This is a genomic window from Streptosporangium sp. NPDC087985 (assembly GCF_044741965.1).
Taxonomy (GTDB): domain Bacteria; phylum Actinomycetota; class Actinomycetes; order Streptosporangiales; family Streptosporangiaceae; genus Streptosporangium.
In genome coordinates, this window is the sequence record NZ_JBIUTQ010000003.1 from 491,555 (window position 1) to 504,896 (window position 13,342).

General features: G+C 69.5%; 14 protein-coding genes. 5 read left to right on the forward strand and 9 right to left on the reverse strand.

Features of this window, described 5'->3' with window-relative positions; translation table 11 throughout:
- Nucleotides 1-5: 5 nt before the first annotated feature.
- Genes ACIN94_RS11120 through ACIN94_RS11150 form a run of 7 tightly spaced genes read right to left on the reverse strand, consistent with a single transcriptional unit; the run spans nt 6 to nt 7,550 of the window.
- On the reverse strand, nt 6-854 hold the full coding sequence (locus ACIN94_RS11120; RefSeq protein ID WP_400702975.1) for an amidohydrolase family protein: 849 nt from the start codon (nt 852-854) through the stop codon (nt 6-8).
- Nucleotides 851-1,840, reverse strand: a complete 990-nt coding sequence (locus ACIN94_RS11125) for an aldo/keto reductase (protein WP_400702978.1) — start codon at nt 1,838-1,840, stop codon at nt 851-853. Before ACIN94_RS11125 ends, ACIN94_RS11120 begins: the two co-directional genes overlap by 4 nt.
- Nucleotides 1,837-3,363, reverse strand: a complete 1,527-nt coding sequence (locus ACIN94_RS11130; RefSeq protein WP_400702981.1) for a sugar ABC transporter ATP-binding protein — start codon at nt 3,361-3,363, stop codon at nt 1,837-1,839. The genes ACIN94_RS11125 and ACIN94_RS11130 overlap by 4 nt, the downstream gene beginning before the upstream one ends.
- Nucleotides 3,360-4,340, reverse strand: coding sequence for an ABC transporter permease (locus ACIN94_RS11135; RefSeq protein WP_400702984.1), 981 nt, complete (start codon nt 4,338-4,340; stop codon nt 3,360-3,362). Before ACIN94_RS11135 ends, ACIN94_RS11130 begins: the two co-directional genes overlap by 4 nt.
- Nucleotides 4,337-5,413, reverse strand: coding sequence for an ABC transporter permease (locus ACIN94_RS11140; protein WP_400702987.1), 1,077 nt, complete (start codon nt 5,411-5,413; stop codon nt 4,337-4,339). The genes ACIN94_RS11135 and ACIN94_RS11140 overlap by 4 nt, the downstream gene beginning before the upstream one ends.
- Entirely contained in the window at nt 5,410-6,498 is a 1,089-nt protein-coding gene (locus ACIN94_RS11145) for a mandelate racemase/muconate lactonizing enzyme family protein (protein WP_400702990.1), read from the reverse strand. The genes ACIN94_RS11140 and ACIN94_RS11145 overlap by 4 nt, the downstream gene beginning before the upstream one ends.
- Nucleotides 6,498-7,550 (reverse strand): sugar ABC transporter substrate-binding protein, encoded by a 1,053-nt coding sequence (locus ACIN94_RS11150; protein ID WP_400702993.1) that lies wholly within the window; start codon nt 7,548-7,550, stop codon nt 6,498-6,500. Before ACIN94_RS11150 ends, ACIN94_RS11145 begins: the two co-directional genes overlap by 1 nt.
- Before the next feature lie 119 nt (nt 7,551-7,669).
- Between ACIN94_RS11150 and ACIN94_RS11155 the strand changes: the two genes are divergently transcribed.
- From ACIN94_RS11155 to ACIN94_RS11170, 4 genes are read left to right on the forward strand one after another with little or no spacing between them, the layout of a single operon-like run.
- Complete coding sequence (locus ACIN94_RS11155; protein ID WP_400702996.1) at nt 7,670-8,386, forward strand: GntR family transcriptional regulator; 717 nt, start codon at nt 7,670-7,672, stop codon at nt 8,384-8,386.
- Nucleotides 8,387-8,410: 24 nt separating this feature from the next.
- On the forward strand, nt 8,411-9,121 hold the full coding sequence (locus tag ACIN94_RS11160) for a (Fe-S)-binding protein (protein WP_400702999.1): 711 nt from the start codon (nt 8,411-8,413) through the stop codon (nt 9,119-9,121).
- On the forward strand, nt 9,118-10,551 hold the full coding sequence (locus ACIN94_RS11165; RefSeq protein WP_400703002.1) for a LutB/LldF family L-lactate oxidation iron-sulfur protein: 1,434 nt from the start codon (nt 9,118-9,120) through the stop codon (nt 10,549-10,551). The genes ACIN94_RS11160 and ACIN94_RS11165 overlap by 4 nt, the downstream gene beginning before the upstream one ends.
- The gene (locus ACIN94_RS11170) at nt 10,548-11,198 is read left to right on the forward strand and encodes a lactate utilization protein C (protein WP_400703005.1); all 651 of its coding nucleotides are present in this window, start codon (nt 10,548-10,550) and stop codon (nt 11,196-11,198) included. Before ACIN94_RS11165 ends, ACIN94_RS11170 begins: the two co-directional genes overlap by 4 nt.
- Here the strand turns inward: ACIN94_RS11170 and ACIN94_RS11175 are convergent.
- Nucleotides 11,192-11,482 carry a hypothetical protein gene (locus tag ACIN94_RS11175; protein WP_400703008.1) on the reverse strand — a complete coding sequence of 97 codons (291 nt, stop codon included), beginning with the start codon at nt 11,480-11,482 and terminating at the stop codon, nt 11,192-11,194. The genes ACIN94_RS11170 and ACIN94_RS11175 overlap by 7 nt on opposite strands.
- 67 nt (nt 11,483-11,549) lie before the next feature.
- On the opposite strand from ACIN94_RS11175, the gene ACIN94_RS11180 reads away from it, so the two are divergent.
- Nucleotides 11,550-11,825 (forward strand): hypothetical protein, encoded by a 276-nt coding sequence (locus ACIN94_RS11180; protein ID WP_400703011.1) that lies wholly within the window; start codon nt 11,550-11,552, stop codon nt 11,823-11,825.
- 54 nt (nt 11,826-11,879) lie between these two features.
- On the opposite strand, the gene ACIN94_RS11185 is transcribed toward ACIN94_RS11180, so the two are convergent.
- Nucleotides 11,880-12,980 (reverse strand): integrase core domain-containing protein, encoded by a 1,101-nt coding sequence (locus tag ACIN94_RS11185; RefSeq protein WP_400703014.1) that lies wholly within the window; start codon nt 12,978-12,980, stop codon nt 11,880-11,882.
- Nucleotides 12,981-13,342 lie beyond the last annotated feature (362 nt).

Consider the following 13,342-nt stretch of genomic DNA (forward strand, 5'->3'; position numbering starts at 1 on the left):
GAGCTTCAAGAAACAACCTCCAGACGATAGGTACGGATTGCGGTTCCCGCCGTGACGGCGGCCCGCTCGGTCGCCGACAGCCCGCCCAGGCAGGTGTCGATCGCCTCCAGGGCGGCGGAGTACGAGGCGACGAGTTCGCACACCGGCCAGTCGGAGCCGACCATGAGCCGATCGGCGCCGAAGAGCTCAAGGGCGACGTCGACGTATGGCCGGATCATGGACACGTTCCACCCGGGTCCGGCCTCCACCAGCAGGCCGGACAGCTTCGCGACGACGTTGTCGCAGGCGGCCAAGGGGGCCACTGCCGCGCGCCACTCGGCGAACCCCTCGGCTCCCACGCCGATCCGCGGTTTGCCGAGGTGGTCGAGGACGAAGACTGTGCCCGGGATGGCCCGCGCCGCCTCGGTGCCGGCGGCCAACTGCCCGACGCGGACGACGAGGTCGTAGGTCAACCCCGCGGCGCCGATCCCGGCCAGCGCCGCTCGTACGTCGGGGCGGTCGAGGTGCCCCGGATCGTCGATGCCCTGCACCTGGTCGCGGATGCCGACCAGCTTCGCCGCGCCGGGCAGGTCACGGTAGGCCGCCAGGGTGGCGGGCAGGTCGGGGTCGGTCAGCGACGCCCAGCCGACCACGCCCGCGATGCGCGGCGTCGTGGCGGCCAGCGCGAGGAACTCGGTCGTCTCGGCGGTGTCGCAGCGGCCCGCCTCGACGAGTACGGTGGCCGTGACGCCCGCCGCCTCCAGCCGGGGCGTGAGGTCGGCGATGGTGTAGTCGCGCCGGATCGCCTCCAGGCCCGGCTCGGCGAGCCACTGGTAGTCCGCGGTCCACAGGTGGTGGTGCGCGTCGATGATCATGGTGTCGGTGCCTCCTCCGGCAGCAGGCCGTCCTTCTTCAGGTCGGCCCACAGCGCGCCCGGGATGTCCCATTCGAACATCGCCGTGTTGTCGGTGATCTCCTCCGGGCTCCGGGCCCCGATCACGACGCTCGCGACCGCCGGATGGCTGAGCGGGAACTGGATCGCCGCGGCCCGCAAGGGCACTCCGTGCCGTTCGCACACCGCCCGGATCGCCAGCGCCCGATCGACCAGCGCACGGTCGGCCGGGGCGTAGTCGTAGTGGGCGCCCGGCTTCGGATCGGCGAGCAGGCCCGAGTTGTACACCCCGGCCGCGAGGACCGAGATGCCCTTCTCCCGGCACAGCGGCAGCAACTCGTCCAGCCCCGACTGGTCCAGCAGCGTGTAGCGCCCGGCGAGCATGAAACAGTCGAAGTCGCCTGCTCGGGCGAGGTCCGCCAGCATTCCCGCCTGGTTCATGCCCGCGCTGACCGCACCGACCTGTCCCCGTGCACGCAGCTCGGCCAGCGCCGGGTATGCCCCGCTCACCGCATCCGCGAAGTGGTCATCGGGGTCGTGGATGTGCGCGATGTCGATCCGGTCCAGGCCCAGCCGTTGCAGGCTCTCCGCGTGTGAGCGCAGCACCCCGGCGTAGGAGAAATCGAAAACCGGGGTGAGGTCGCTCGGCTCCGCCCAGAATTCCTGCGTGTCGGCACCGCGGGGAACGAGCAACCGGCCGACCTTGGTCGACAGTGCAAACTCCTCCCGCGGCTTGCCCGACAGCACCGCCCCGGTCCGGCGCTCGGAGAGCCCGCAGCCGTACAGCGGGGCGGTGTCGAAGTAGCGCAGCCCGAGGTCCCAGGCCGCCTCGACCGTCGCCCGCGCGGCCTCGTCGCCCACGGCGGTGAACAATCCGCCGATCGGCGCGAGCCCGAGGCCCAACCGGGTCACCTCCACGTCGGTGCGCCCCAGCCGGACCCTTTCCGTCGCCTTTTCCGGCGCTTTCATGCGGCCTCCTGCGAACCGTGGATCAGCCGGATGACCGCCTGGCTCATCCGGTCGTACTCGTGATCGTTGACCAGTTCGCCCGCGACGGCGAAGTCGCGCATCACCGCGACACGGTCGGCGAGAGTGATCATCTCGGGCAGGTCCGACGAGATGAGCAGAATGGCCATGCCCTGCTCGGCGAGTCCGGCGATCAGCTCGTGGAATGCGGCCTTGGTGCGAACGTCGATGCCCACTGTCGGCTCGTCGATGATGAGGATGTCGCAGTCCGCGGCGAGCCACTTCGCCAGGCTGACCTTCTGCTGGTTGCCGCCGGAGAGCTGTCCGGCGAGCTGGTCGGGCGAGGCGAGCCGGATGCCCAGCTGCTCGGTGTAGTCGGCGACCAGCGCCCGCTCCGTGCGGTCGCGCACCAGCCCCAGGCGCGAGAGCCGCCGCCATACGGTCACCGCGATGTTGCGCGCGATCGTCTGGTCGAGGAAGAGCCCCTCCTCCTTGCGGTTCTCGGTGACGTAGCCGATACGGTGCCGCCGCAGCGCGTCGCCCACATCACGGATGCGGGCCGTCTTCCCGTGCACCCGTACCTCGCCGGCGGTGATCTGCTCGAGTCCCAGCAGGGCCTTGGCCAACTCGCTGCGACCGGCACCGACCAGTCCGTACAGGCCGAGGATCTCGCCCGGGCGCACCGCGAGGCTGACATCGTGGTGCCCGGCGGAGGTGGAGACCCCATCCAGGACCAGCGCCGGTTCGGCAGCGGGGTCGACGGTGCGGTGGGGGAGCCGTACCTCCTGGTAGGCCCGGCCCACCATCAGGTCGACGATCTGGTCACGGGTGTGACGGGCGAGGGGTTCGGCCTCGGCGACGCTGCGGCCGTCCCGGAGGACGGTCACCGTGTCGGCGACCGCGAAGATCTCCTCCAGCTTGTGACTGACCAGCACGACGGCGTGGCCCTGGTCACGCAGCCGGCGCACGATGGCGTACAGCCGGTCGGCCTCGTCACCCGTCAGCGACGCGGTCGGTTCGTCGAGCAAGAGCACCTTGGAGTCGGCCGAGAGCGCCTTGGCGATCTCCACGAGCTGCATCTGCGCCACCGACAGCCGCGACACCGGCGTATCCGGGTCGATGTCCACGTCGAGCAGTTCCAGGCAGCGCCGGGCCTCCGAACGGATGCGGGCCCGGTCGACCAGCCCCTTACGCCGGGGAAGGTGCTGCAGGCAGATGTTCTCCGCGACGCTGAACGCCGGGATCAGGTTCCGCTCCTGGTGGACGACTCCGAAGCCGGCCCGCTGGGCGTCCTGCGGGCTGCCGAAATGCACCTCCCGCGGGCCGTCCGGCCCGGCCAGCAGGACACGTCCGCCGTCCGGCCGGTACACCCCGGTCAGGAGCTTGATCAGGGTGCTCTTACCGGCGCCGTTCTCCCCCAGCAGGGCGTGGACGCTGCCGGCGGTCAGGGTCAACGTCGCCTGGTCGAGCGCCCGCACACCGGGAAATGTCTTGACCAGCTTCTCGGCCGACAACACGATGCTCATCGCGCACCTCCGGTGAGTTTGTCGCGGGCCCGGCCGAGCAGGACGGCGCCCAGCACGACCGCGCCGATGATGAGGTCGACCCACCGGCGGTTGATGTCGAACTGCGCCTGCGTGACGTCGACCAGCCGCACCAGGAACGCCGCGAGCACCGTGCCGGTCACGCTCACCACGCCGCCGGCCAGGGCGACCCCGCCGATGATCGGCGCGGCGAAGCTGGACAGCAGCAGGTCGTCGCCGATCGACGCGTTCACCGTGCCGAACGCGGCCACCACGATGACAGCGGCGACCCCGGCGAGCAGGCCCGACAGCGTGTGGGCGAGCACGAGCGCCCGGTCGTTGGAGATGCCCGACAGCCGCGCCGCGAAGGGGTTGCCGCCGGAGGCGAGCAGACGACGCCCGGGCACCGAGTGGCGGAAGAACAGCGCTGTCGCGACGGCGACCGCCCCCGCCAGCAGGAAGACCACGGGTACGCCGAGCACCGACGCCCCGCCCAGGGCACGCAGGCCCGGCGAGTATCCCTGATAGGTGCCGGTCCCGTTCACTCCGTAGCGCAGCCCTTCGAGGATCGTCATCGTGGCGAGGGTGACGATGAACCCGTTGAGCCTGGTGAAGACCACCAGCAGTCCGTTGACCAAGCCGACGAGCGCTCCGAGGGCCAGGGCGGCGAGCACCGCGAACGGCGCGGGTACGCCGGCTTCGACCAGCAACCACGCCGAGGCCATCGCGCAGAAGCCGGTCAGTACGCCCACGGAGAGGTTCATCTGGCCGACGACGAGCACTACCATCTGGGCCAGGCCGATGACGATCGGCACCGCGAGGAAGCGGAGGAACGCGTCCATCGTGCCGGCGGTGAGCAGGTTGAGATCGGTGGCGACGGCGAGCGCGCCGAAGCCGACGATCGCAATCACGGCGAGGGTGAACTCGTTCGTGCGCACGAGGTTCTTCATCACGAGGTTCTTCATGACGAGGTTCTTCATGATGAGGACACCGCCCTGCGCTCGGCGAGCACGGCGCGCAGCCGGTCCAGCGACAGTGCGGCCAGCAGGACCAGGCCGATGTAGAGCTTCAGCTCCTCCAGCGAGAACTGCAGGAGATTGAGGCCCTTGTAGATGACCTGGGTGAGGGTCGCCCCGAGCACCGTGCCGAGCACGCTGACCGCGCCACCGGCGAGCAGCGTGCCGCCGAGCACCGGGGCGAGGAACGACGGCAGCAGGAACGATTCGCCGATGTTGGCGGAGAACGCGCCGTTGTTGGCGGCGAGCATGAAGCCGGCGAGGGCGGCGAGCAGGCCGCTGGTGGCATGAGCGGCGACGACCCGCCGGTGCGTGGGGATACCGGACAGTTCGGCCGCGACTGGATTGGCACCTGTCATCAGGATCTCCCTGCCGAGGCGCGCGAAGCGGAACAGCAGCCCGACGCCGAGCGCCGCGACGAGCGCGAACGGTACGACGAGCGGGACACGCGGGCCGCACAACTCGCCCGCGCAGTAGTCGGCGAAGGTGTCGAAGCGCAGCTCGGCCAGTCCGGCCGGCTTCACCGCGAACGCCACACCGTCGGTCGCCTGCGTGTAGAGGATCGTCACCAGGCCCAGCAGGCCGAAGTCGAGCGCGAGCGTCACGACGAAGGAGTTCACGCCGGTCTTGGTGATGACCAGACCGGCGAGTGCTCCGATGGCCGCCCCCACGGCGAGGCCGATGGCGAGGCCGACCAGCAGCGGCACGCCGAGCCGGTCGTACGCCAGTCCCATGGCGAACGTGGACAGCGCGGCCATCCGGCCGACGGCCATGTTCATGTGGCCCAGGGACAGCACGGCGAGCTGGGCCAGGCCGACGACGACGTACACGCTGACGTCGGCCTGCAGCGGCGCGAGGGTGAGCTTGGGATCGAGGAACGCGGGGCTCAGCGATGAGAAGAGCGCGACCAGCGCGGCGATGACGATGACGAGGCCCAGGCGCGGATTGGCCCAGAACGGCAGGACGCGGGACCGCGCGCCGGGGGGTGCCGCCGACGGCGCGGGGGCCGTCGGCGGCTGGGGGGAGGCCGTTTTCAAGCGACTCTCCTGTCATCGATCGCGTCACGGTCCCAGTCGATGCCGAGGCCGGGCGCGGTCGGGGCGAGGGCGTGGCCGTCCTCGACGAGGATCTCGGTCCGGGTCACCGCGCGCAGCTGCGGGATGTACTCCAGGTAACGGCTGTTGGGCACGGCCGCGCACAGGCTCACGTGCAGTTCCATGAGGAAGTGCGGGCACACCGCCACGTTGCACGCCTCGGCCAGGTGGGCGACCTTGAGCCACGGGGTGATCCCGCCGACTCGGGCGACGTCGACCTGGACGATGCCCGCGGCCTGGCGGCGCAGGTACTCGGCGAACTGCCCGATCGAGTACATCGACTCGCCGACGGCGATCGGGATGCTCGTCGAGCGGGCGAGCAGTTCGTGACCGGCCACGTCGTCGGCGGGTAGCGGCTCTTCGAACCAGGTGAGCCCATGCGGTTCGAGCAGCCGCGCCCGGCGGATCGCCTCGGCGGCGGTCAACGACTGGTTGGCGTCGACCATCACGTCGAGCCGGTCACCGACGGCGGCCCGGACCGCGCCGATCCGCTCAGCGTCCTCGGCCGGGTCGGGCTTGCCGATCTTGAGCTTGACGCCCTGCCAGCCGGCCGCCTGGGACGCCTTCGCCCCGGCGACCAGCTCGTCGACACTGAGATGCAGCCAGCCGCCCTCGGTGTCGTAGAGCGGGATGCGGTCCTTGGCCCCGCCGGCCAGCACCCACAGGGGCAGGTCGGCGGTCTTGGCGCGCAGGTCCCACAGCGCGGTGTCGACGGCGGCCAGGGCCAGTGAGGTGATCGCGCCGACGGCGGTGGCGCGGGTGCTGGCGTAGAGGTCGCGCCAGATCGCCTCCACCCGGGCGGCGTCCGCGCCGATCAGGCGGGGCACCAGGTGGTCGCGCAGGAGCGCGAGCACCGCGGTGCCGCCGGTGCCGATGGTGTACGAGTAGCCCATGCCGTGCCGGCCGTCGGCGGTGCGGATTTCGACGAAGACCGTCTCCTGCTTGAGGAACGCCTGCACGGCGTCGGTGCGGACGGTCTCGACGGCGATGTCGACGAGGTACGCCTCAGCGTGCGTGATGGTGGACATCACTTGCACATCAGGTACTCGGCGTCGAACTGCTTCTTGAGTTCGTCGGTGGTGGTGGTGCGCTCGGTCTCGTAGCTGTCCACGTTGTCCTTGGTCACGACGAACGAGCCGGAGTCGATGACGACGCCCGGCGTGGCCATCGTGCAGCCGCCGGCGATTTTGGCGAGGGCGTACGAGCCGACGTAGGCCTGGCCGACCGGGTTCTGCAGCACGGTGCCGGCCACGGAGCCGTCGCGGAGACCGTCGAGGATCGCCTTGTCGTCGTCGATGGCGATGACCTTGATGGGCAGCTTCGCCTGCCGGACGCCTTCGGCGGAGGCGACCGACGGGTTGTAGGCGGTGTTGACGATGCCCTGGATCTGGCTGCCCTTGGCGGCGAGGAGGTCGGCGACGGCCTTCTGCGCGCTCTGCAGGTCCTTGTCGATGTCGGTGACGTTCTGGAGCAGGACGACCTTGCCGCCGGTCTCGGCGACCGCCTTCTCCACGCCCTTGATGCGGCGCTGGGTGTTGGAGTCGACCTTGTTGCCGGTCAGATGGACGAGGTTGCCGGCGCCGCCGATCGCGTCGATGGCGGCCTTCGCGGCCTTGTACGCGGCGAGCTCGACGTCGGTGGACAGGCAGAAGTCGGCCTTGTTAGCGTCACCGGCGGGGCAGGAGGCGAGGGAGGCGACCGGGTAGCCCTGGTGCTTGAGGTCCTCGAAGGTGGAGTTGATGTTGTCGGGTGAGACACCGAAGACGCCGAAGGCGTTGTAGCCCTGTGCGGCGAGGGACTTGAGCACGTCGTTCTGCTTCGTCTGGTCCCAGCCGGCGGTCTCGTTGTAGGTGACGTCACCGAGCGTGAATTCGGCCTTCGCCTTGGCTCCGGCATCCTTCCACGGCTGGAAGTACGGGTGCGAGCCGCCTGGAACCAAGGCCACCTTCACCTGCTCCGGGGTCTTCTTCCCAGCGGCGCCGTCGGCCTCGTCACCTTTCTTCGTGCATGCCGCAGTGGTCGTGGCAAGCACGAACACGGCGAGACCTGCGCCGATGCGGCCCAACGTGGTGCGCTTCATGCGGTACTCCTTAGGGGCACCTCACGGGGGTGAGGAAAGAGAAATGTATCCTATAGGATGTTGTTTGCTAGTATGTAGTCGTTGACACCCTCACAAGTCAAGGGGCTGAAGAAGACGAGATGACGCAGGCGACACCTCGCGGCCGGGCCCGTCCCGCCCGACGCCTAACCCTCACCGAGGACGTGTACGAGACCATCAAGACGCTGGTGATGGATCACGTACTTCCCCCCAGCGAACGGGTGAATATCGACGCTTTGGCCAGGGAGCTCGACGTTTCGCCCACCCCGGTACGGGAGGCGCTGGCCCGGCTGGAGGCCGATGGGCTCATGCACAAGCGTCCACTGGTCGGCTATACGACCACCCCGCTGCTCACCCGGGCCGAATTCGACGACCTTTTCGACGTGCGGCTGTTGCTGGAATGCGCCGCCGCCGCGCGGGCCGCCGCCAATGCCTCCGCCGACGACAGGATGCGGATCAGCACCGAGACCAACGCGAGCGTCGGAGTCGAGGCCGGCGATGGATACCGCAGGCATGCGGCGTTCACGGCACAGGACGCGAGGTTCCACGACCTCATCACCGAGGTCGCTGGCAGCCCACTGCTGCGCGACGCCATCACCCGGCTGCACGCGCACCTTCACCTGCACCGGCTGTACTTCCCGGTCGCGCAGGCCACGGACACCATCACAGAGCACCAGCACATCGCCGCGGCCATCGCCCTCGGTGATCCGGACGCCGCCGCGGCGGCGATGCGCGACCACCTGACCGCCTCCCGGCAGCGCCACCTGCCCGCCTTCGACCAGATGCCCCCAGAGGACGGACCGGCGACCGCGGTCTGACCGGTTCACGCACCAGGAGCCAGCGTGCGCATTGCTCTGTTCATCACCTGTGTCAACGACATCGTCTACCCGCAGACCGGCATCGCGGTCACCCGCATCCTGGAGCGACTCGGCCACACCGTCGAGTTCCCCACCGGGCAAACCTGCTGCGGGCAGATACACGCCAACAGCGGATACCGCGACGAAGCGCTGCCCATGGTGCACAACTACGTCGAAGTCTTCGACGGCTACGACGCGATCGTCGCCCCGTCCGGCTCGTGCACCGCGATGGTCCGTGACCAGTATCCGCACCTGCACCCGGCGGCGGCCTCCGTCGCCGCCCGCACCTACGAGCTGTCCGAGCTGCTCGTCGATGTCCTCGGCGTGACAGACGTCGGCGCGGAGTTCGCCGAGCGGGTCACCTACCATCCCACGTGCCACGGGCTGCGGATGCTGCGGCTGGGCGACCGGCCGCTGACGCTGCTGCGCCAGGTGCGCGGCATCCAACTGGTGGAACTCGGTGACGCAGAGGAGTGCTGCGGTTTCGGCGGCACCTTCGCCGTGAAGAACCCCGACGTGTCCACCGCGATGCTCACCGATAAGTGCCGCCGGGTCCTGGACACCGGCGCGACCGTCCTGGCCGCCGCCGACAACTCCTGCCTGGCACACATCGGCGGCGGCCTCGGCCGCGGCCGGTCCGGGATACGGGTCATGCACTACGCCGAGATCCTCGCCTCGAGGGGAGCACACGCATGAAGCACCGCGACACCCTTCCCCACGGCAGCGGCCGGATAACCGCCCCTCTGCCCTTCCCGACGGCAGCTCGGCCCGAGGTCGCCGACCCGCAACTGCGCGCCAACCTGCGTCGGGCCACCCGCACGATCCGCGGCAAGCGCGCACAGGTCGTCGACGAGGTGCCCGACTGGACGGCGCTGCGCGACGCCGGTGCTGCGATCAAGGCCGACGTGCAGCGCCGCCTGCCCGAGCTGCTGGAACGCTTCGAGGCGGCGGCCACCGCCGCGGGCGCGCGCGTGCACTGGGCGCGGGACGCCACCGAGGCGTGCCGCATCGTGGTCGCGCTCAGCCGAGCGGCCGGTGCGACGGAGGTCGTGAAGGTCAAGTCGATGGCGACCCAGGAGATCGAGCTCAACGAGGCACTGGCCGCGGCCGGCATCGCCGCCTACGAGACCGACCTCGCCGAGCTGATCGTGCAGCTCGGCGACGATACGCCATCGCACATCCTGGTGCCCGCGATCCACTACAACCGCGCGCAGATCCGCGAGATCTTCCGGCGCCGGATGCCCGACGCGCCGCCGGAGCTCGGCGATGATCCGCACGAGCTGGCCGAGGCGGCGCGCACCCACCTGCGGCGGCGGTTCCTGTCCGCAAAGGTCGCCGTCTCCGGCGCCAACTTCGCTGTGGCCGACACCGGCACGCTGGTGGTCGTGGAGTCGGAGGGCAACGGCCGGATGTGCCTCACCCTGCCGGACACGCTGATCAGCGTCGTCGGTATCGAGAAGCTCGTGCCCGGCTTCGCCGACCTGGAGGTGTTTCTCCAGCTTCTGCCCCGCTCATCGACCGGCGAGCGGATGAACCCGTACACGTCGATGTGGACCGGTGTGACACCCGGCGACGGACCGCAGGAGGTGCACATCGTCCTGGTCGACAACGGCCGCTCGGCGGTGCTCGCCGACCCCGTTGGGCGGCAGGCGCTGTCCTGCATCCGCTGCTCCGCGTGCCTCAACGTCTGCCCCGTCTACGAGCGGGCCGGTGGCCATGCCTATGGCTCGGTGTATCCGGGCCCGATCGGGGCGATCCTGTCGCCACAGCTGACCGGAGTGGCCGACAACGCCTCCTTGCCGTACGCCTCCACACTCTGCGGAGCCTGCTACGACGTATGCCCCGTGAAGATCAATATTCCGGAGGTGCTGGTCCACCTGCGCCAGCAGGCGCCGCATCCGGTCGCCGAGCGCGCCGTGCTGCGCGCCCTGGCGTGGATCATGCGCAGTCCCCGGCGCTACGCTGCCGCCCTGCGCGCCGCCGCCCGCCTCGGGGAGTCCCGCCAGCGGCGGACCGGTGCACGCACCCTGCGGTGGCTTCCCTGGCCGGCCTCGGCGTGGACCCAGTCCCGCGACGCGCCGCTGCCTGCGCCGCAGACGTTCCGTGAATGGTGGGAGAAGCGTTGAGCGCCCGTGAAGAGATCCTCGCCCGCCTGCGTACCGCCCTCGCCGACGCGCCTCCGCCGGTCGAGGTGCCACGTCGATACCGCCGCGCCGCCGCCCCCTCCGACCTGGTGGAGATCCTCGTCGACCGCCTTCAGGACTACAAGGCCGTCGTTCACCGTGGCATCGAGGCCCTGCCCCGGATCCTCGCTGAGGTGGACCGGCTCGCCGTGCCCGCCGACGTCCCCCCGGCCTGGCTGGCCGGGTTCGGCGGGCGGCTCCACCCCGATGTGCCCCCGTTGTCGCCGGCCGAACTCGACAGCGTGGACGCCGTGTTGACCGGCTGCGCGGTCGCGATCGCCGATACCGGAACGATCGTGCTCGACACCGGCCCGGCACAGGGGCGGCGGGTCCTGACGCTGGTGCCCGACCGGCACATCTGCGTCGTGCACACTGACCAGATCGTCGGCCTGGTACCGGAGGCGTTCGCCCGCCTGGATCCGCGCGCGCCGCTGACCTGGATCTCCGGGCCGTCGGCGACCAGCGATATCGAGCTCGACCGAGTCGAGGGGGTGCATGGCCCCCGCCGGCTGGAGGTCGTGCTGATCCAGGCGGAAACAGCCGATCGGGCTGCCGTGCCGCCACCGGAGCAAATCGACCCCTCCTATTGAACCCGTCGAGCGGGGCCACCACCCGCCAGTCCGTCGCGCCAGACGACCTGGATGCGGGTGGTGGCGCGGACGGTCGTCCCGGCGGGGGAGGGGCCGGCGCTGACCAGGTCCACGGTCGCGGCCTCAGGTGTGTAGCTCTGCCAGCGATAGGCCTCCTCGGCCACGTATGCGATGCCGAGTGCGCTGCCCTTCGGCATCCCCGCCTCCCGCCTGCTCTGCTCGTATTGGGACCGGGTCTCCTCCATCAGCTTTGCGCCTGCCGATGAGGTCATGGCCTTGGCCATGGCTTCGCCTGACGTGCGTGATCTCCGGCCGTCAGGGAGGGACGCGAGTGCGGCAGGATGTTCGGCCGTGCTCTTTCGCCTGGCCTATCTCGCCTTCACGAACGCCTTCGCGGCGCTGCGGTTGCTGCCGTTGGGAGATCGTGACAAGGACGTGGAGATTCTCGCCCTGCGTCACCAGATCAGCGTCCTTGAACGGCAACTCGGCGCCGGCACCAGAGTGAGGTTCGCCCCCGAAGACCGGGCCTTTCTCACCGCCCTTCGGCATCGCTACCCCGCGAGGTCCTACGCCGACTGCGGCTCCTCGTCCGCCCAGACACCGTCCTGCGCTGGCATCGTGATCTGATGAAACAGCGTCACGCCCGTACCTTGCGCCTGTCGAAAACTCCATCCATGCAGTTCAAGCGGCATTTGAGTACTCGTGGAGGACTCCGCCGAGCCGGTCTCGTCGGCGTATGTTCAGGTCGGCGATTCGCTCTGGATCTGTGATCGGATCCGGGATGGTACGCAGTGGGGCGGCTTGAGCCAGGGCTTGATGGGATCGGTGCTGGTTGTAGAACCGTTCGTACTCGCGCAGGGCGTGCCGCAGGTGGCGTTCATTCCAGAGCAGGCAGCGATCCAGGAGCTCGCGGCGGCACGACTGCACCCACCTCTCCGTGATCGAGTTCATCCGCGGCATCCGGATACCGGTGAGCACGCTCTGGATGCCAGCCTCGGCGAGGATCTCGTCAATGCGGGCGGGGAACTTCCCGTCCCGGTCACGGATCAGATAGCGCGCCCGACAGCCCGCATCCTCCAGATCCATCGCAAGATTCCTCATAGCCTGGAGCACCCAGCTCGCGGTCGGGTGGGCGGTGGTGCCCAGCACGCGCACACGCCGAGTCGCGTGCTCGATGACGGCCAGAATGTACTGACGCTGCCCATTGAGCGTGACGGTCTCGATGAAATCGCAAGCCACAAGAGCCTCGGCTTGCGAACGCAGGAAGTCGGCCCACGTCGTGGACGCCCGCTCGGGAGCCGGATCAACACCTTGCTGCTTGAGGATCTCCCAGACCGTGGACGGAGCGACCTTGATGCCGAGCGTGGTGAGCTCGCCGTGCACCCGCCGATATCCCCAGGACGGGTTCTCCCGAACCAGACGCAGAATGAGAACACGGATAGAGCGGACCGTGGGCGGGCGCCCCGGCCGCTTTGGGCGACAGCTACGAGCGTGACACCGTTTCATCAGATCTCTGTGCCAGCGCAGGACGGTATCCGGGCAGACAAGAAGCCGTAGCCGCCGCAGGACCTGGCGGGGCAGCGATGTCAGGAGCGCGGCGAGAAAGGCCCGGTCTTCGGGGGCGAACCTCACTCTCGTATCGACGCCGAGTTGCCGTTCCAGGACGGTGATCTGGTGACGCAGGGCGAGAATCTCCACGTCCTTGTCCCGGTCGCTCATGGGCAGCAACCGCAGCGCGGCGAAGGTGTTCGTGACGGCGAGATAGGCCAAGCGAAGGAGCACGGCCGAACATCATGCCGCACTCGTCGCTCCCCTCGCTGGCCACATCTCCGCGCACGCCACGCGGAGCTCCGCAAGGCCACGACCTGGGCGGATGACATTATCGGCAGGCGCAATTGCGCCGGCCGTCTCCGCTCCCGCTGAACAGTTTTCCGGGTTGCGGGCCGTGACTCCCCCGCCCCCGCTACCGGAGTGTTCGTGTCCCTCGGTCGGCGTCAACTCCGTCTGTACCTGTTGGGCGAGGGTTGCTGTGCACGTCGGGGCGGACGGGGTTGCGTCCACGGAGGTGGTGTACGAGTTTCCCCAGGTAGTGGGCGTGGCGCCGTGAAATGAGGACGGCCATCGCGTGATCCTTCGAGTGCGAA